10 protein-coding genes and 2 riboswitches are annotated in these 19,191 nt (G+C 72.7%); of the genes, 9 read left to right on the top strand and 1 reads right to left on the bottom strand.

Annotation, left to right across the window (positions count from 1 at the left end; genetic code table 11):
* Positions 1-88 precede the first annotated feature (88 nt).
* The 8 genes from FF36_RS22670 (at position 89) to FF36_RS22635 (ending at position 15,773) form a co-directional block, all read left to right on the top strand.
* Positions 89-1,318 carry a DUF58 domain-containing protein gene (locus FF36_RS22670; protein WP_236705439.1) on the top strand — a complete coding sequence of 410 codons (1,230 nt, stop codon included), beginning with the start codon at positions 89-91 and terminating at the stop codon, positions 1,316-1,318.
* Positions 1,315-4,065: a transglutaminase-like domain-containing protein gene (locus tag FF36_RS22665; protein WP_242422762.1), complete on the top strand. Its 2,751-nt coding sequence runs from the start codon at positions 1,315-1,317 to the stop codon at positions 4,063-4,065. Before FF36_RS22670 ends, FF36_RS22665 begins: the two co-directional genes overlap by 4 nt.
* A 300-nt stretch (positions 4,066-4,365) precedes the next feature.
* Positions 4,366-4,548 (top strand): hypothetical protein, encoded by a 183-nt coding sequence (locus tag FF36_RS22660; RefSeq protein ID WP_044887167.1) that lies wholly within the window; start codon positions 4,366-4,368, stop codon positions 4,546-4,548.
* 109 nt (positions 4,549-4,657) lie between these two features.
* A complete protein-coding gene (locus FF36_RS22655; RefSeq protein WP_044887166.1) occupies positions 4,658-5,416 on the top strand; it encodes a PIG-L deacetylase family protein in 759 nt (252 codons plus the stop codon).
* 188 nt (positions 5,417-5,604) lie between these two features.
* Positions 5,605-5,700: riboswitch (glycine riboswitch) on the top strand.
* Positions 5,701-5,828, top strand: a riboswitch (glycine riboswitch). It begins immediately after the preceding riboswitch.
* 57 nt (positions 5,829-5,885) lie between these two features.
* The gene (gcvP, locus tag FF36_RS22650; RefSeq protein ID WP_082122146.1) at positions 5,886-8,912 is read left to right on the top strand and encodes an aminomethyl-transferring glycine dehydrogenase; all 3,027 of its coding nucleotides are present in this window, start codon (positions 5,886-5,888) and stop codon (positions 8,910-8,912) included.
* Between the two features lie 613 nt (positions 8,913-9,525).
* On the top strand, positions 9,526-10,266 hold the full coding sequence (locus FF36_RS22645; RefSeq protein WP_242422759.1) for an FkbM family methyltransferase: 741 nt from the start codon (positions 9,526-9,528) through the stop codon (positions 10,264-10,266).
* Between the two features lie 1,364 nt (positions 10,267-11,630).
* Positions 11,631-13,997, top strand: a complete 2,367-nt coding sequence (locus FF36_RS22640) for a diguanylate cyclase (protein ID WP_339325619.1) — start codon at positions 11,631-11,633, stop codon at positions 13,995-13,997.
* A 705-nt stretch (positions 13,998-14,702) separates the two neighbouring features.
* A complete protein-coding gene (locus tag FF36_RS22635; RefSeq protein WP_044887163.1) occupies positions 14,703-15,773 on the top strand; it encodes a glycosyltransferase family protein in 1,071 nt (356 codons plus the stop codon).
* 41 nt (positions 15,774-15,814) lie between these two features.
* Here FF36_RS22635 and FF36_RS22630 read toward each other — a convergent pair whose 3' ends face one another.
* Positions 15,815-16,612 carry a TetR/AcrR family transcriptional regulator gene (locus FF36_RS22630; RefSeq protein ID WP_052681347.1) on the bottom strand — a complete coding sequence of 266 codons (798 nt, stop codon included), beginning with the start codon at positions 16,610-16,612 and terminating at the stop codon, positions 15,815-15,817.
* A 108-nt stretch (positions 16,613-16,720) separates the two neighbouring features.
* Here FF36_RS22630 and FF36_RS22625 point away from each other — a divergent pair, with 108 nt between their 5' ends.
* Positions 16,721-19,153, top strand: coding sequence for an MMPL family transporter (locus FF36_RS22625; RefSeq protein ID WP_044887161.1), 2,433 nt, complete (start codon positions 16,721-16,723; stop codon positions 19,151-19,153).
* The last annotated feature ends 38 nt before the right edge of the window (positions 19,154-19,191 follow it).

The following is a 19,191-nucleotide window of genomic DNA, read 5'->3' as shown; positions in this document are numbered from 1 at the left end:
GGGGCGGCTGCTGGCCGCTTCGGACCTGGTGGAGACGTGGTGGGAACGGCGTACGTCGACTATCGCCGCCCGCGGAGGCGACGGCCGCGTGCACACCCTTCCGGCCGCGCGCCAAGGGACGCCGCGCACCGGCGCCGCGCCTGGCGGCCACCCGCCGCGGGCTGCCGGCGCCCTGCACGCACCAGACTCCACGCCGTCCCACGGCACCGGCACCGATGGCCGGGGCGCGGCCGGGGCACCGGATTCGTATCCCCCGGACGGGCCGGACACGCTGGCTGCGGCCGTGTCCGTCCAGGTGCCCCGACTCGCCGGCTCGGGTTGCCGGACGATCGAGCTGGCCATGGACACCAGGCGGCGCGGGGTGGTCCGGCTGGGCCCCGCCGAGGTGATCAGATCGGATCCGTTCGGGCTCACCCTGCGCCGGCAGCGGCTGGCGGCGGCCGACACCCTGCACGTCCGGCCGCGGACCCGGCCGCTGGCGCCGCTGGCCTCCGCGCCCTCGCGCGACCCGGATGGGCAGACCGGACTGGGCACGGCCGGGGGACTGGAGATCCACACCCTGCGGAGGTACGCGCCCGGTGAGGACCTCCGCCTCGTGCACTGGCCGTCCAGCGCGCGGGCGGGCGAGCTGATGGTCCGCACCCACGTCGATCCCAGCGAGCCGGCTGCCACCGTCGTCCTCGACAACCGGCCGGCCGCCTATCCGCCCGGCCGGGTCGGCGTCGCGACGTTCGAGGAGGCCGTGGACATCACCGCCGCCGCGGTGATGACCTGCGCACAGGAGGCGTTCGGGGTCCGGCTCGTGACGACCGCCGGGTTGCGGGTGGCAGGCCGGCGCCGCCGACGGGACGCCGACGTGCTGATGGACGAGCTGGCGGGCGTGCATCTGGACGACACCGCCTCGCTGGATGTCGTCGCGACGCTGCGGCGCGGCGGGCTCGGCACGCTGGTGCTCGTCACCGGTGGATTCGACCGACAGGCGCTGGCCGCACTCGCCCCGGTGGCCCACGCATACGGGCGCGTCGTTCTGGTCCGGGTGGGCCCCCGCAGCCCGGCCGCCGCCCGGGCCATCGACCGGCGCGACTCCTCCGACCGGGCCCGCCTGCGGACCGCATCGCCCGGCCGGGTGGCGGGGATCGGCGTGCTCGGCAGCACCGTCCCCACCGGCGGTACGCACCTGGACGGCACCACCACCCGGGCCGCCGGCCGGCTGACGGTGATCGACATTCCCGACGCCGAGGCGCTCGGCGACTACTGGCCGACCGGCGAACGGCACCGGCGATGGCCGCGGGGCTCCCCACGGACGAGCCGATCATGACGCAGATCGGTGGACCGTCCGGCGGGGCCATGCGCTCGGCGTCCGGCTCGAGCGGGGGGCACGTCGTCGGGGTCGACCTTCCCGCCCGTCGGGAGGAGCCGGTGCGGCCTCGCCTGGCGGCCCTGGTGGTGGTGGCGGGACTCGCGATCGTGGGCGGGTTCGGGTTCCGCCGGGTCTTCACCCTCCCCGATCTCCAGGTGATCATCCCTGTCGCCGCGGTCGTGCCCGTGATCACAACCGCGGTGCTGGGTCTGCGACGCCGGCCGGTGCCACTCGTCGGGACGATCGCGACCTGGGCCGGGGGGTTCGTGGTCTGGGCCACCTGCACGGTAGCGGCCGGTGCGGGCGGGTTCTGGGCGCGGTTGTCCCTGGTCCGCTCGGGCGTCCTGCGCGGATGGGCGCGCCTGCTGGACGCGGCCGTCCCGGCCCCGCCCGACGGGGCCCTCCTGCTCGTACCAGCGGCACTGACCTGGCTGGCCGCCGCCGTCGGCGCGGAGCTCGTCGTCCGCACCAGGGCCCGGCTCCTGCCCGCGTTGCCCGCTGCCCTCGTCCTGGCGGTCGCGGTCGCCTACGCGGCCCCCGTGCCGGGATCCGACGCGCCGTTCGCCGCCGCGTTCGCCGCGCTGGCCGCGGTCCTCGTCCGGGTTCGCGGGAGCGGCCCGTCCCGGCCACTGGGAGAGGCCGCAGCCGCCATCCCAGGCCCCACCGGGCCGGGCGTCGGCTCGGGTGAGGCCGCAGGGTCCCCCCGATCCGGGCCAGGTCTGCTACCCGTGGCAAGCCCGCGAGGTTGGGCGGCGCTCCGCCTCGCGGCGCGGTCCATCGTCGCCGTGGCCGTCGTCGTGGGAGCCGGTCTGGCACTCGCGAATGGTCCGATCGGGCCGGATGGGCGACCGCCCGTCGACCCTCGCGACCACCGCACAATCGCGCCGGCACCGCTTGCCGCCCTCAACCCCCTGAGTCGGCTAGCCGGCTGGACCGCCCATCCTGACCAGGTCCTGTTCCGGCTGGGTCTGTCCCCGCAGCCGTCGGGGCCGGTCGCGCTACGGCTCGCCGTCCTCGACTCCTACGACGGCGCCACCTGGTCCACGAGCGGCCGTTACCTGCCCGCGGGACGGGCGATCATCGGCGGGCCAGGCGACCGGGGGCAGGCCGGGCGCGACGCCGGCCAGGATGGTGGTCGGCCGTCCACGCCGGTCACCCAGGACCTGACCGTCGTCGACCTCGGTGGCGATCTTGTGCCCGCCCTCGCCCGGCTCGGCCAGTTCATCGTGGTCTCCGCCGCCGGCACGGTGTCGCCCGCCTCGCCCGCCTCGACCACTGCTCGCACGCCGCATCCCCCGGGCGGGGATCGCTCCACGGTGGCTCCCGAGGGGCCGGCGGGCCAGTTCGCGGTCGATCCGGAGGACGGCACACTCGTGCGCACCACGCCGCTGCACCCAGGCAACCGACTGCGCCTTGTCTCCACCCCGCCGGCCACCATGACCGCCGACAGGCTGCTCGCCCTCACCGTCTCCGCGACGCCGGCCAACGCCCCCTACCTCGCAGTGCCCGGCGGGATCCCTCCGGTGCTGCGGGAACTGGCCTCCGTCGCCACTAACGGCGGGGCGACGCCGTACCAGCGGGCCGCCCTGCTGCGCCAGTACCTGATGGCCAGCTTCAGCTTTGATCCCACCGTGCCCGCCGGGCATTCGCTCGCCCACATCGACCACTTCCTCGGCCAGACCCGACGCGGCACCTCCGAACAGTTCGCCACGACGTTCGTCCTCGCGGCGAGGCTGCTGGGCCTGCCCGCCCGCCTCGTCGTGGGATTCACGGCTGCCGACCCACCCGGCGTAACCCGCACGATCCGGGGTGCCGATGCCCTGGCCTGGGCGGAGGTCAACTTCGACGGCGCCGGTTGGCTGCCGTTCTTCCCCACTCCCCGAGCGGGGGACGAACGCGGTGCGACGGTGGCCGGGTCCACTCAGGGCGAGTCCTCCGCACAGACCTCACTCGTGGAAGCGGTGCTGCGTACCACCATCTCCGTGCCGCCCGGTCGGGCGGAGGCCACCCTGCCGGGAGAGGCCCCACCTCGTTCCGCCGACCGGCGATCGCCATCCCCCGGCTGGGCGGACCTCGTCATCCCCTCGGCGACGGCCGTCGGCGTCACCGCCGTGCTTGGCTGTCTCCTCCTTGGCTGGCTGCTGCCGATCGCGCGGCGTCGGCGGGTGCGGCGCGCCGCGAAGGGCAGCAGGGCGCGGATCGTCGTCGCCTGGCAGCGGGCCATCGAGATGTTCGCCGACTCCGACCGGGCGATGCCGCGGGCGGCCAGCCCGAGCGAGGTGGTGGCCCTCGCGGCGGACCTGGTCGACGACGCCGGACTCACCGCCCTGCGTGGGTTGGCCGACCTCGCCACGCTCGCTCTGTTCGACGACGGCACCATCGGTCGCTGGGAGGAGGGACCCGGCCGGCGCGCCGCGGATGAGGCGTGGCGCCTGCTTGACGGCCTCGAGCAGGCGGTCCGTCGCGCCGTCCCCCGCCATCGCCGACTCGGCAGGCGGATCTCGCCGCGCACGGTCCGCACCGAGCTGCGCAGGCTGCGCCGGACGGCGCCGGCGCCCCAGCGTGCCGCCCACCGCCCGCCGGGGCCAGGCGGACCCGATGCCTCCGTCCCCGCGGCCGAGCGCCGCCGCCGGACCCCTGCATCGGGTTCCGGTCCGACTTCGCCGTGGCCCGAGCGGGCCACGGCCGGCAGGGATCACAGGTAGCCCACGGCAGGTCGGCATCCCCGGAACGGGTCCGTTCTGTCGCTATCTGGACGGTCCGCACCGAATGCGCCGGCATCCGGTCCGCGGCGCGTGGGCCGGTCCACAGCGGTTCCGGCCTGTCGCGGGCGGGTAGTCCCAGACCGGGCGGCTTGTGGGAGTGGGCCGTGCGGGGACCGGGCCCGGCCGGGCGCCGTGCGCAGCCGCGTGCGGGGCGGCCCATCATCCGGGCGGGTGTGCGGCCGCGACCATGGGCCCCGATCGGGCCATGCCGATCGCGGCCGGAGACAGGAGGAGGCAGCCATGGCTCAGGCGATGAAAGGACGCACGAGGCCCGCCGGCGCGGGCACCTCCAACGACGAGATGGCCAGGCAGGTCGCGAGCCAGACCTCGTCGGACCGGATGGCCGAGGAGATCTTCCGCCGGGAGAAGGACGGCGCGCTGACGGACACCGAAGCAGCCAAGAGCGAGGCGCTGCAGCACTGAGGCGCCGGGGGCCGGCCCTGCGTCGCCACCAGGCCCGGGACGAGCGTCACGGCCGGTCCCGGGCCGGATGTCCGTGCGGAGCGTCGGCGGTTCGGCGTATGGATGAGCGATGCACGAAGACACCCCCGAGGCGGGCCGCCCCTTCACCGACGACGGCACCCCCGAACCGGTCTGGCGGGCCTGGCAGCCGGGATGGTCGGAACTGGACCTCACCCCCGCACCGCCGGCAGTGGTCGTCGTGGCCCCCCATCCGGACGATGAGGTTCTCGGCGTCGGCGGGCTGCTCGTCCGCCTGCACGGACTCGGAGCCGCGATCACCGTCGTCGCGGTCACCGATGGTGATGCATCTCATCCCGGGTCGCCGACGCTGGCCCCGGCCGAACTGGCCCGACGACGGATCGCCGAGCAGCATGCCGCGCTGACCGCGCTGGGGCTGGCGCAGGTGCCGGTGCACCGGATCGGGCTGGGGGACGGGCGGGTCGCCGGGCATGAGGCGGCCCTTGCTGACCAGGTGGAACCGCTGCTCACCCCCGGCTGCTGGGTGCTGACCACGTACACCGGAGACCGCCATCCGGACCATGAGGCCACGGGGCGCGCGGCGATGCTGGCGGCGGAACGGGCCGGCGCGCGGCTGTTGGAATACCCCGTCTGGACCTGGCACTGGGCGGTTCCGGATGACCCCAGGGTGCCGTGGGCGAGGGCTCGGACGGTGCCCCTGCCCATCCCGGTGCAGGAGGCCAAGCGGCGTGCGGTCGACTGCTACACCACCCAGATCGCCCCACTGTCCGACGACCCGGCGGATTCGACGGTCCTCGGGGCGCAGGTGCTGGCCAGGCTGCTGCGCCCCTACGAAACGCTCTTCGTCTAGTCCATCGTCGGAGCACGTCGCCCGGAGCACGTCGCCCGGAGCACGTCGCCCGGAGCACGTCGCCCGGAGCGTGTCGTCGAGGGTGTGTTGTCGAGGGCCTGTCGTCGAGCGCAGGCCCCGACCATCGTTGGCCAGGGATCGCGATCGCGGTTAGTCTGCGGGGCAACGAACTGCATACCGCTGCCGCTCACACCCGTGCGGGAGAGTCCCGGCTGCCACCTGCCGGGACGCCGAAGGAGCAAGCTCTCCCCATAAACTCTCAGGCCCCCAACCGCCGGGTCAGGCAACTCTGGAAAGTGGACATCCCGGTGTCCCGCCGACGGTGAAAGCCGCGGCCGCCGTCCGCGGGTCCTCGGCTCGGACCCATGGCGGCGGCGGCCGGTGAAGCTCTCAGGCCAATGACAGAGGGGGAGGCCCGCCGCGGCGTCGGCTTCGTTGTCGTCGTCGCCCGACCTCCGGAGCGCTCATCATGTATGACGGCACCGATCACGAGGACGCCTCCGCAGCGGCCGCCACCAGCAACGCCACTGGTCCGGCAGCCGTGGCTTATCCGCAGTTCGCCGACCGCCACATCGGCCCGGACGCCGGGGCCCAGCGCTCCATGCTCGCCGCGCTCGGGGTGGAATCGCTGCGGGCGCTGACCGACGTCGCGGTCCCGGCCGTCATCCAGGACCGCAGCCTCGAGCTGCCCGCGGCGCTCGACGAGACGGCGGTCCTGGCGGCGCTGCGCGCGCTCGGACGCAACAACCGTCCGGTGCCGTCGATGATCGGTCTGGGCTTCCATCCCGCGGTGCTGCCCGGCGTCATCCAGCGCAACGTTCTCGAGAACCCCGCCTGGTACACCGCCTACACGCCGTACCAGCCGGAGATCTCCCAGGGCCGGCTGGAGGCGCTGCTGAACTTCCAGACGGTGATCACCGATCTGACGGGTCTGGCGGTGGCCGGAGCGTCCCTGCTCGACGAGCCGACCGCCGCGGCCGAGGCGATGCAGATCGCGCTGCGCACGGCGAAGGGGTCCCGCGCGACGTTCCTCATCGACGCGGACACGCTCCCCCAGACGATCGCGGTCGTGGCGACCCGAGCGGAGGCGCTGGGTGTGACCGTCCACGTCGCCGACCTGTCCCGTGGCCTGGCGGCGGGCGGCCCCGCCGCCCCGGACGCCGGGGTGCCCGCGGAGGTGCTGGACTCGACGTTCGGGCTGCTGCTGTCCTACCCGGGGCCGGGCGGGGCGCTGCGCGACCCGCGGTCGGTGATCGCCGAGGCACGTGAGCGGGGGATCGTCGTCACGGTCGCGGCAGACCCGCTGGCACTGACGCTGCTGCGCTCGCCCGGCGAGCTCGGCGCCGACATCGCCGTCGGCAGCACCCAGCGTTTCGGGCTGCCGCTGTCGTTCGGCGGGCCGCACGCCGGCTACCTGGCGGTCCGCAAGGGTCTGGAGCGGTCCCTGCCCGGACGGCTGGTCGGGGTGTCGGTCGACGCGGACGGCGCGCCCGCCTACCGGCTCACCCTGCAGACCCGTGAGCAGCACATTCGACGGGAGAAGGCGACGAGCAACATCTGCACCGCCCAGGTGCTGCCCGCCGTGCTCGCCTCGATGTACGCCGTCTATCACGGCCCGCAGGGACTGGCCGGGATCGCCCTGCGCATCCACGGACTCGCGGTCCGGCTCGCCGAGGGGCTGCGGGCCGGCGGGGTACCCACCGGCGCCGATGCCTTCTTCGACACCGTCGTCGCGGCGGTACCGGGCCGGGCCGCCGAGGTGGTGGCCAAGGCGCTGGCACACGGCGTCAACGTGCGGCTCGTCGACGGCGACCACGTCGGGGTCTCCTGCAACGAGACGACCGTGGAGGCGGATCTGCGCGCCGTCTGGGCGGCATTCGGGGTGCCCGCGGCGGCATCGGCCGAGGTGATGGTCCCGGCGGTCCCGGCGGCCCCGATCGCCCCGTCGGCGTTGCCCCGTGAGCTGGTGCGTACCGACTCCTACCTCGAGCACCCGGTCTTCCACGAGCACCGCTCCGAGACGGCGATGCTGCGTTACCTGCGCCGGCTGTCCGATCTCGATCTGGCCCTCGACCGGGGCATGATCCCGCTGGGGTCCTGCACGATGAAGCTGAACGCGACCACCGAGATGGCCGCAGTCACCTGGCCGGAGTTCGCCGACATCCACCCGTTCGCGCCCCTCGACCAGGCCGGCGGATACCTGACGATGATTCGCGATCTGGAGGACTGGCTGGCCCGGATCACCGGCTACGCGGGCGTTTCGGTGCAGCCGAATGCTGGCAGCCAGGGTGAGCTCGCCGGCCTGCTCGCGATTCGCGCCTATCACCGCGACAACGCGGTGCCCGGGGCGCCGGTCCGCGACGTCTGTCTCATTCCCTCCTCCGCGCACGGGACGAATGCGGCGAGCGCCGCCATGGCCGGAATGCGTGTCGTCGTGGTCGCCTGCGACGACGACGGGAATGTCGATCTTGACGATCTGGCGCTCCGGGCGCGGGCGAACGCCGATGTTCTTGCCGCGCTGATGGTGACCTATCCGTCGACGCACGGCGTCTATGAGGAGGGCATCGGACAGGCGTGCGCGATCGTCCACGAGGCCGGTGGCCTGGTCTATGTCGACGGGGCGAATCTCAACGCGCTCGTCGGGCTCGCGAAGCCCGGCCAGTTCGGCGCCGACGTCAGCCATCTCAACCTGCACAAGACGTTCTGCATCCCGCACGGCGGCGGCGGGCCGGGGGTCGGCCCGGTCGCGGTCGGCGAGAAGCTGCTGCCCTACCTGCCGAACCACCCGCTGCGGGCCGAGGCCGGGCCGGCGAGCGGGGTCGGACCCATCTCGGGGTCGCCGTGGGGCTCCGCCGGAATTCTGATGATTCCCTGGGCGTACATCCGGATGATGGGGGCGGACGGTCTGCGCCAGGCCACCTCGGTCGCCGTACTGAACGCCAACTACATCGCCCACCGGCTCCGTCCGCACTTTCCGGTGCTCTATGCCGGGCGGGACGGACTGGTCGCGCACGAATGCATTCTCGACCTGCGGCCGCTGACGAAGCGGACCGGTGTCACGGTGGACGATGTGGCCAAGCGGCTCATCGACTACGGTTTCCACGCGCCGACCATGTCCTTCCCCGTGGCCGGCACCCTGATGGTCGAACCGACCGAGAGTGAGGATCTGGCCGAGATCGACCGTTTCTGCGATGCCATGATTGCGATTCGCGCGGAGGCGGACAAGGTCGGTGACGGAACCTGGCCGCGCACGGACAATCCGCTGCGCAACGCCCCGCACACCGCCCAGATGGTCACCGCCGACGAATGGCCGCATCCTTATGCGCGGTCCGTTGCGGCCTATCCGGTAGCCGCACTGCGGGCCGCGAAGTACTGGCCGCCGGTGCGGCGAATCGACGGCGCGTACGGCGATCGCAACCTGGTCTGCACCTGCCCGCCGGTCGAGTCCTTCGCCGCGCGGTCCGAGGACGGCCCCGTTCTCGTCGCCGCCGGCTGACGGCGGCCCCGGACCGGAGAGGGCGTGTTCCTCCCCGCGCGGGGTCCCACGTCGGGGTGCGGGGCCGCGGTCGTGGGGTTTCGGGGCCGTGTCAGCATCGTGACATGGCCGCGGCCCCGGCCGTCCCGGCGTGGTGACCGTCAGGTCGGCTGGCTGGTGTCGTCGGGTCACGGTGCGGCGGAATGCCCGTGGACCCGCTGCGGGCGGGTGCGGCGACCTCGTTCGACGCCAGCGGCCGAACGTCGCGGGAGGGCCACTCCTCGCAGGGGCGGAACCCCACGGGTGATAGCCATGTTTCTTTCCGTGAGAACGTGTGCGGACTTCGCCTGCTCCAACGCAATGCGTGGTCCCGGTGGCCGTCGGATCGTGGTGCGTGGGGAGAGGGTCAGTCACTCTTCCCGAGTGTGAGGGTTTGGTTGGGCAAGTCTTCCGCTGCGGTAGTATTCTGCCGACGGCGCCGCTCGCGATGGCGGCAAGGTGGTACCACCGCTATTGACCGTTGATCGTGCCCCCCTAATAGTGGGTGGCCAGCTGCTGTGGTGGAACGCGGGGTTCAGTCACTCCGGCAGATCACCGATGGGGCAACGGGAGGTTGTGGCGGATGGATCCTCGGGTGGAAAAGCAGCTTGCTCAGGTCCGCCGGAAGGCGGTCGATTTGGGCCTCGGTCCGGCGTTGAAGCTGGTGCGTGACACCGTCGTGCCGACGGCCAGGCGCAATCGCAATGACGATCGTCACCTGGCGCTGCTGCTGTCGTTCGTGTTGCGGGAGAACTCCAACTGCATCGACGTGGGCGCGCACCGGGGAGACGTGCTCCGGACGATTCTGCAGCACGCCCCGCGGGGACGGCACATCGCCTACGAGCCGCTGCCGCACATGGCGGCCTCCCTGACGACCGACTTCCCGACGGTCCAGGTGCGCCAGGCGGCGCTGTCGGACAAGCCGGGAGTGCTGCCGTTCACCTACGTCCGCAGCCGGCCCGCCTACAGTGGGCTGCGCGACCGGGTGCCGGACACCGAGGACGTCGAACAGATCGAGGTGGCGGTCGAGGTTCTCGACGAGGCGCTGCCCACGGACTACCTGCCGACCCTCATCAAGGTCGACGTCGAGGGCGCCGAGTACGGGGTGTTTCGCGGTGCCCGGAAACTGATCGCCGCCAGCCGGCCGCATCTGGTGTTCGAGTTCGGCGCCGGTGCCCGCGACTACGGCACGACGGCGGATGAGATGTACGAGCTCGTCGACAGCGATCTGGGGCTGCGGATCTTCGATCTCGACGGCGACGGTCCGTATACCCTGCCCAAGTTCCGGGACACCTTCGAGACCGGTCGCCACTTCAACTTCGTCGCGCATCCCTGACGGTCGCCTGCGAACCACCGCGCAGCGTCGATGCCCGGCCGGCCGGCGAGGATGAGGCCGCTCGGGCGGGGTCGGTCTGTCATCCGCCGGCCCTCGTCGGCGTGTGGCGGATGACCGCGGCGGCCGGCCCGCGAGACACCCCGGACGGAGCCATCCGGGTACGCCGTGAGCCCCTCCGCGGACCATTGGTCCGCATACGTGGTTACGCACCCGGCGAGTGGAAGCGGAGAACAAGAATCGGACAAGAGTCCATACGAGGACTCAAACGAGCGAGTACGAAGAGCGACGGTTCGGTACGGTTTCGGAAGGTCGCGGCGATCGACACACCGGAACCGTCTGGGCGGGACCGGTGTCGCCGCTGCTGCCGGATCCGGTAATGGATCGCCGGGAGGCATCGGGCGTACGCGGCCGGTATGCGCACCACCCGTCCGGTCAACTGAGAGGCTGCTCATGGCCCGCTCCCCCCGGGGTGGCTGTTCGCCGCCAGCCGGTCCTGCATCGTCCACGAGCCCCAGGTCGTCGGTGGACCAACCGACGATGGGTCTGCCGCGGGCCGTTTCCCGAGGCCACCACGTCCCCACGCCCGCCGGGCGCCCCAGGTCCGGGCTTGGGGTCGCGTCGGCGTCACCGCCTTCGCCGCCACCGTCCCGAACGGATCCTGCGTCCCGAACCGAGGGGTGATGCCGGCCCCGCCGTGGCGCGCCCGGCCGGGCCGTGGCTGGCTAGCCTGTCCAGGTGTCGGCCTGGCCGCGGTCATCGCCTTCGTCCTGCCGCCCGCGGTGGGTGTCGGACTCGGCTTCCGGATGGCGTTGTACCTGCTGGTGAGCCTGTCGGCCGCCGGTGCCCTGCTCGCCGGACCGCATCGCCTCGCCGTCGTTCCGCGGCGTGGCTGGGTGCTCCTCGCGGGCGGTCAGGTTCTCTACGCGGCTACTGGTGCGGCCCTCTTCATCTACCCTCGCATGTCCTCGGTCACAACCGGCGCGGCGGCGGACCTCGTTCTGTTCCTCCGTTATCCGCTGCTGGTCGCCGGCCTGCTGGCACTGCTGCGGGCGCGTTGTCCCGGGCGGAGTGCGGCCGGCCTGTTGGACACCGCGATGGTCCTCGCCGCGGCCTGGCTGCTGTCCTGGGTGTATCTGGTGGCACCGGCGGTGCGGGCCGGGGGNGCGTCGGCGGCCGGGATCGTCCCGGTGGTGTGCGCGGCGGCGAGTCTGGTGGTGGTCGGTGTGACCGTCCGGCTCGCGGTGGGGGACGGCGAGCACCCGGCCACGTTGCTCCTGCTGGCGGGNGGGGNGCTCGTGAGCGTGGCCGCGGACGCCGTCGATGTGTTCACCCGCCTCGGCGACGCCGCCGCGGGAGGCCTGGGGATGGGTGGTTCGGGCGGTACAGCCGTCGACGGGCGGGACGCCGCCCGGATGGTAAGCGCTCTTCTGTTCACCGCCGCCGCGCTCCATCCCTCGCTGGCCCGATCGGGGCCGTCGGTGGCGCCGTCGGTGGCGCCGTCGGTGGCGCCGTCGGCGGTGCCGAGCCGCGGCGGGTGGCGGTTGGCCACCTTGGGCGGTCTCGGGCTGGTCGGGCCGGTGGTGCTCGGCGTGCAGGCTGGTCGCGGCGATCTCCGGGACGTCGGCATGATCGCGGTGGTGAGCGCCGGAATCGTGCTTCTGATCATCGTCCGGATGGCCCGGCTGGAGGCCGATCAGCGACACCTCGCGATCACGGATGGCCTGACCGGGCTACGGACCCGTCGGTATCTGGAGGCCGAGCTGCGGGTCGCCGCCCGGCGGGCTCGTCGGGTCGGGTCGGGGATGGGCCTTCTCCTCGTCGACGTCGACCACTTCAAGTCCGTGAATGACCGGTTCGGCCATCCGACCGGCGACCAGGTGCTCGCCGAGGTGGCCCGGCGATTGCTCGACGTGACCCGTCCGGGGGATGTCGTGGCCCGCTACGGGGGGGAGGAGTTCGCGCTGCTTGCGCTGGACGTCCGGGGCGACACGCTGGCGGACATCGCCGAGCGGCTGCGGCTCGGCGTGGGTCGGGAGCCCGTGCAGGTGACGCTGCCCGTGCCGGCCCCCGCTGCTTCCACCGACTGGTCAGCCGCTTCCGCAGAGTGGTCAGACTCTTCCGCAGGGTGGTCGGGCGCTTCCGCCGACTGGTCGCCCTTCCCCGCCGGCGCGGGGGCTGCGGCGGCCCCGGCGGCCGACGTCATCCGGACCGCGGGAAGCATCGCGATGACAACTCGCAGCGACGGCCGACCGGACACGGCGGGTCAGCTCAGGACCGCCACGGGTACCGGATCGTCGTCGCTGTCCGTGCCGGTAACGGTCTCGGTCGGCGGCGCTGTCCTGCCCGACCACGCGGGCGACGTCTACGCGCTGGTCGCGGTCGCGGACCGGGCCCTGTACGCCGCCAAGGAGGCGGGCCGGGACCGGGTCGCGATCGGTCCGGAGGGGGCGCAGCGCCCAGGGCGCGTTCCGGCCGCGGCGCCGACGCCCTCCGGACGGGCCTCCCCCCACCCGCGGCCGCCCCGAGTCCCGAGCGCCGGTCGACCGGCGCTCGACTCCACAGCATCCCGACGCTCACCGATGGACTGGCCGGCCGGCGACCAGCCCGTGGCCGACGGAGGTGCGGCGGATCCGCTCGGCATCCGGCCGCCCACGTTCCCGCGGCCTGCCGTCGATCCGTTCGGGTCCGGGCCCTCCCCGATCGTGGCGTCTGCCCTCGATCCGCTCCGAACGGGTCTGCGGATCGACGATTCCGCGTCGTCGCTGCGGTGGACGGACCGTCCTCACCCGGCCGAGCCAGTCGAGAACGATCCGGAGGGCGCCCTCCGGCCGGGCGCGTCATCCGGCGCGTCGGCGTCCGGCTGGGACGGGCCCTGGGGCGGTGACGACGGCGAAGCGGCCCGATCGCGCCAGGCGACCACCGCCAACCCGGACGGCACGCCGGCCGTGCTCGCCGAGCCCGCGGCGGTGGCCGCAGCCGCCGCGGCGGTGGCCACCGCGGTGGCCGCGGTACTGGTCGCGGAGCCGCGCGAGCTGCCCAGACGCCTGCCCGACAGCGTCGAGTGCCTGCGCCGGATCGCCGAGCAGGTTGACGCCTGGCATGCGCCGCGTGCGGACGGCCGGGCGGTGGGGCACTGGCTCGCCGAGGTGCTCACCGTGCTCGGCCATGCCGCCGTGGCACGCCACCGGGCCCGGCTGGCCGGGCGGCTGCACAACGTCGGAAAGATCCTCCTGCCACCGCACGTCCTGGCCCGTCCGGGCCCCCTGGACGCCGAGGAGTGGCGGCTGATCCGGATGCACCCGGTGATGGGCGCGAATCTGCTCGCCCAGGTGCCGGATCTGCGGGTCGAGTCGGAGATCATCGCCCAGCAGCGGGAGTGGTTCGGTGGGGGTGGTTATCCCAGCGGGATCGCCGGGTCCCGGATCCGGATGGAGGCACGGGCCCTCGCGGTCTGCACCGCCTGGGCGGCGATGCGCGGCGGACGCGGGGGGCGGGCTCCCCTGAGCGGACCCGCCGCCCGCGAGCAGCTTCGGGCCGGGCGCGCCACCCAGTTCGACCCGACGGTCGTCGACGTCTTCCTCGCTCTGGAGGCCGACGGGCGGGTCGGGCTGCCCCATCCGGGCGACCGGCTTACGACCACCCCGGCCGCGTGGGCGTCCACACGGCCGGCGCTGGGGCTCGCCCGATCGCGCGCCGGCGTCCCGGCCGTGATGCTGACCGAGGGAGACTGACGACGTATGAGCGAGTCCGCCCCTTGGCGAGCCCGTCTCTGTGGGTGAGCCCGTCTCTGTGGGTGAGGTGAGCCGGCCTCTGTGGGTGAGCCGGCCTCTGTGGTCCCCAGCGACCGCCGCGGCTTCCTGTTCCTCGCCGCACGGGCCGGGTAGCCCTCTCGGCCTACCGGATCGGTGAGTCGGTGAGTCGGCGTATCCGTTGGGTCGATGCCGGCCTGGCATCGGCTGGCCCGGCAGCGGGTAGTTCTCTCCCGATCGGTCCCGGAGTAACCGCTCCGGGCGCTTGGCCAGACACCCACCGTAGCCACGTGGGACGGTAGTGCGGTTCCGGTGCGGCGCGGCGTGTTCGTGGCCGGTCCCGAAAGTGGTGGTTGATACCCGCGGGGAAAGAGGGGGAGTGACGGACCGGGCCACAACCCCGATACTTTGACGCTCCAGCACCTGGCATGTGTCGGATCGGTTGTGCTCCGCCAGACCGCGAAGAGGACGCGGCGAACCCGAGTGCGGGGAGGTGCCGGAAACGACCGGGGCGGTCGAGGCGTTGCGAACGGAGGTACGCAATCATGCGGTCAGTGGCACGAGGGGGATTCACCGCCCGGTCCGCCTGATACCCACCTCGCAACGCCCGTTGCAGATCCCCATAGGACGTCGCCACCGGTACGGGGGTTGTCCGTACCCAAGAAAGGTCACGAGAGAGGGGCGTCCGTGCGAACGCTCGAACCCACCAGCCTCGACCTCGACACAATCGAGGTGGACAAGCTTGCCAAGGGCATCACCCTGAGCCTGTTGATCCCGGCCCGTGGCCCGGAGGCGGCCCGGACTCTCGGCGAGATCATCGCGCAGAACCGGCAGCGGTGGATGCAGGAGCGCAGTGTGCTGGACGAGATCGGCGTCGTCGTCGATCCGTCCTCGGACGGCGACGAGCACGACCTCGTGCGCATCGCGACGGACGCGGGCGCGAGCTGGGTCGTCCGCGGGCAGTCCGTCCTGCAACGCCATGCCGGCCGGGAGGCCACGACGACCGGTGGGAAGGCCGGCGCCATGCGCAGCCTCGCCTACCTTGCGTTCGGTAATCGTCTCATCTTCCACGACGCCGATCTGGAAAGCTACGATCCGTACACGGTTGGGGTGCTCGCCGCTGCGACGACCGCCGGCAACGCTCCACTTTTCGTGAACGGAAGTTCGCGTAGGGTGACGGGTGACGGTCAGCCCGGCGGGCGCACCACGGAGATGCTGCGATCGTTGTTGTCGAAACAGCTCGCCCGGTATGTGCCGTCCATCACGCGGACTATCCAGCCCCTGATCGGGGAGTTCGTCATCGACGCGGATGTCTTCGCGGCGCTGGCCTTCTCGCGCGGGTATGGCGTGGAGACCTCGCTGAAGGTTCTGGCGCTCGACCTGCTCGACTACTCGGACAGCCTGCAGGTCGAGCTGCCGATCAAGTATCAGGTCGGCCAGCATTACCACAGCCTCGTGAAACAGTTCCATGAGATTAGTTTCACAATCGATGTCCTGGAAGCGTACTTCCAACGGCGCCGTGTCGATCCGCACGTCGCCATCTGGCAGATCGCCGACAACTACGACCTGCTTTTTCCGGGACGCACCTACGCTCTGCACCGGCCGCCGGGCTACGACGAGACGGATTTCGTCCCGCGTATGGGCTTCTACCAGCCGCTGGCCACGGCACCGGCGTATCAGGCCCGACTTCCGGAGATCAAGAGTGCCCGCCGGGTCGCACTGGACGCGCTGGAGCGCCGGATGCGTACTTCGGCCTGACCGATCTGCCCCGACCGGGCCGGGTGGCCCGGTCGGGTGCTCTACCGGCCGCCCATGCGGGCTGGTCCAGACCCGACCGTCCGGTCCGGTCGGGTCGGGTCATCCGCGCCGGGCGGGCTCGCCGGGACGATCGCCCGGCAGGCCTGGGTGAACACGTCGATCATCTGTCGGTCGAACAGGTCGGCAGGATCTTCGAGGGCCGGGGGGAGGTGGCCGAAGGACTCCAGCGACAGGAAGCCGTGCAACTGGGTCCAGGCCGCCAGGCAGACCGCCATGCCACCGGGGTCGATCGCCACGCCGTGGTCGCCAGCCCAGGCGCGCAGCCTGACCTGCATCGTCGGGGTGAGCCCGGCTTCGACATGGCCGGTGTCGACCAGTCCGGCCTCGATCGCCTCCGTCATGCAGCGGAACAGCACGGTCACCGACCGCTGCAGCTCGGCGGCCACCCGGGTGCCGACGAACCCGCCTTCCGGTACCCGCGTACCGAAGATCAACGTGTACTCGACGGCGTGGTCCAGCGCCCAGTGGCGGTGCGCCCGGGCGACGTCCAGCCACCGACCGAGATGATCGTGCGGATCGCCCGCCGTGAACGCTGCCTCGAGGGCGTCGGCCAGCGAGGCGAAGCCGTCGGCCGTCAGCTCCGCCAGCAGGACCTCGCGGCTGTCCACGTAGCGGTACAGGGCCGAGGGGGCCATGCCCATCGCCCGCGCTACCCCCCGAAGGGACAGGGCGGCGGGACCGAGCTCCGCCAACTGGGCATGCGCCGTCTGCTTGATCTCGTCGAGGGTGGCCCGCCGTAGCCGCTCCCGGCGGGGGACTGGACTACTCACAGCGGCCATGGTCGATCTCGGGGTGAACGCTGTCAACTTTGCGTCAGTTCGGCCTTGACGAGAACACCCGGCGCGAACACTGTTCTCTCCAGGGTTGCCCCATCTGTGGAGGAAGCCGTGTTCTCGTCCCTTGTGGCGCTGGTGACGCGCCGCCCTCGCCTGGTGCTGGTCCTCACGGTCGTCGTCCTGCTCGGCGGCGGCGTCCTCGCGAGCACCGCCTTCGGCAAGCTGCAGACCGGGGGCTTCGACGACCCGGCTTCGGAGTCCACCCGGGCAGCCGATGTGATGGACGCCCGCTTTCACGGCCATCCGAACGTGCTCCTTCTCGTCACCGCCCGGCGAGGGGATGTCGACGACGCGACGGTCGCCGCCGCGGGCCGGTCCGTGGCGGCCGATCTCGTCGCCCAGCCCGGCGCCCGCGACGTCGTGTCCTACTGGACCGGCGGCGGGCCGGCGCTGCGCTCCCGGGACGGCCGATCGGCCCTGGTCGTGGCCAGTGTGCGGAACGATGACCAGGCCTCGGACATCGTCGATCGCTACGAGTCGAGTCGAGAATGGTCGGACACGGTGACCGTGCTGCCGGGTGGTGCGGCGACGGTGGGCGAGGACATCGGCAACCAGGTCTCCAGCGACCTCGCCGTGGCCGAGTCGATCGCCATCCCCATCACCCTGGTGCTCCTGGTGATGGCGTTTGCCGGCGTCGTCGCCGCGCTGCTGCCGCTGGGCATCGGCCTGCTCGGCATCGTCGGCGGTTTCGCGACGCTGTCCGTGATCGGCGGGCTCACCGACGTGTCGATCTTTGCCGTGAACCTCGCGACGGCGATGGGCCTCGGCCTCGGCATCGACTACTCCCTGCTGATGGTCAGCCGGTTCCGCGAGGAACTGGCGGCCGGGCGTGACCGTGCGGACGCGGTGGCGGTGACCGTTCACTCCGCCGGTCGGACCATCCTGTTCAGCGGTGCCACGGTGATCGTGGCGTTGGCCGTGATGCTGCTGTTCCCGCCGTTCTTCCTGAAGTCCATGGCCTATGCGGGGATCGCGGTGACGCTGGTGGCGGTGGTCGCGGCGATCGTGTCGCTGCCGGCCCTGCTGATGGTGCTCGGCGAGCGGGTGAACTCCTGGCGGGTGGGTGGCCTGATCGGACTGGTCCGCCGACGCCGGACGAGTCGGTCCGGGCCGGTGGAAGTCTCCGGCGCGGATGGGGGGAACGGGGGGGACGCGATCGCGATTCGGCAGACGGGCGAATCCCCGTTCTGGCGGCGGGTGGCGGCGACGGTGATGCGCCGCCCGGTGCTCACCGGGCTGCCGGTGGTCGCGGTGCTGCTCGTACTCGGGGCGCCGTTCCTGCACGTCAACTTCGGGACGCCGGACGACCGGGTGCTTCAGCCCGGCTCCGCGTCGAGCCGGGTGGTCGGGGACGCGCTGCGCGAGGACTTCGCGGCCGACCTCGGCGGTGCGATGGAAGTCGTCGTGCAGGCCGAGGGGACGCGATCGGTCGACCGGCCGGCGCTGGCCGCATACACGGCGACGCTGTCGCGGCTGCCCGACGTGGCCCGCGTGGACGGTGCGCTGGGAACCTACGTGCAGGGCCGCCGTGTCCTACCCGCCGAGCCGACCAGTAGCCGCTTCGCCGTCGCCGGTGCGGACTCGCTGCAGGTGGTGACCTCGGTGGACTACGCGTCGGGTCGCGCGCAGGCACTCGTCCGGGCCGCCCGGGCCGTGCCGGCGCCCGCCGGGACCAGCGCCCTGATCGGCGGGGCGCCCGCCGTGCTGGTAGACGGCAAGAACACGGTCGCCGACCGGCTCCCCCTCGCGCTCGGCCTGATCGCGTTGGCCACCTTCGTCCTGATGTTCCTGTTCACCGGCAGCGTGCTGCTACCGGTGAAGGCGATCGTGCTCAACGGCCTCGCCATGTGCGCGGTGTTCGGCGCATCCGTATGGATCTTCAGTGACGGGCACCTCGAGGGACTGCTCGACTTCACCCCCGGCCCGCTGGACACGTCCATGCCAGTGCTGCTGTTCTGCATCGCCTTCGGGTTGTCGATGGACTACGAGGTCTTCCTGCTGTCGCGGATCAGGGAGGCGCACGATGCCGGTGCCTCCAACGCCGAGGCCGTCGCCGCCGGGCTCGCCCGGGTGGGCCGGATCGTGACCACCGCGGCGGCGCTGCTCGCCGTCACCTTCGTCGCCTTCGCGACCTCGTCGGTCCGCTTCATGCAGATGTTCGGCGTCGGCACGGCGTTGGCCATCGTGCTGGACGCGACGCTCATCCGGGGGGTGCTCGTCCCGGCGTTCATGCGGGTTGCGGGCAACGCGAACTGGTGGGCGCCGCGCCCCCTGCGGATCCTGCATGACCGGTTCGGACTCCGCGAGTACCGCGCGCCCGCACCCCCGGCCCGGCCGGGCTCCCCGCTCGTCCCGCGCGCAGGGCACGGATCGGCGGCTGTGGGCCTGGCACCGGCGCAGCGGTCCGCGGCCCAGGGCGGGGCGTCGCCGCGCGGCGACGCCGGACAGGGCCCGGCTGGGCGGCCGGGGCCGTCGGCGGGCTGACCGGATCGAGGCCGTCCCCGAGAAGGGGGCTGTGGGGC

The sequence above is a fragment of the Frankia torreyi genome (genome assembly GCF_000948395.1).
Classification (GTDB): Bacteria; Actinomycetota; Actinomycetes; order Frankiales; family Frankiaceae; genus Frankia; species Frankia torreyi.
This window is presented reverse-complemented; position numbering and strand designations above follow the sequence as displayed.

Bases quoted from the DNA above. Each gene is read 5' to 3' on its own strand.
- FF36_RS22640 (WP_339325619.1), top strand. From the start codon at position 11,631: ATGGGTGGTTCGGGCGGTACAGCCGTCGACGGGCGGGACGCCGCCCGG.
- FF36_RS22660 (WP_044887167.1), top strand. From the start codon at position 4,366: ATGGCTCAGGCGATGAAAGGACGCACGAGGCCCGCCGGCGCGGGCACC.
- FF36_RS22655 (WP_044887166.1), top strand. From the start codon at position 4,658: ATGCACGAAGACACCCCCGAGGCGGGCCGCCCCTTCACCGACGACGGC.
- gcvP (WP_082122146.1), top strand. From the start codon at position 5,886: ATGTATGACGGCACCGATCACGAGGACGCCTCCGCAGCGGCCGCCACC.
- FF36_RS22630 (WP_052681347.1), bottom strand. From the start codon at position 16,612: ATGGCCGCTGTGAGTAGTCCAGTCCCCCGCCGGGAGCGGCTACGGCGG.
- FF36_RS22665 (WP_242422762.1), top strand. From the start codon at position 1,315: ATGACGCAGATCGGTGGACCGTCCGGCGGGGCCATGCGCTCGGCGTCC.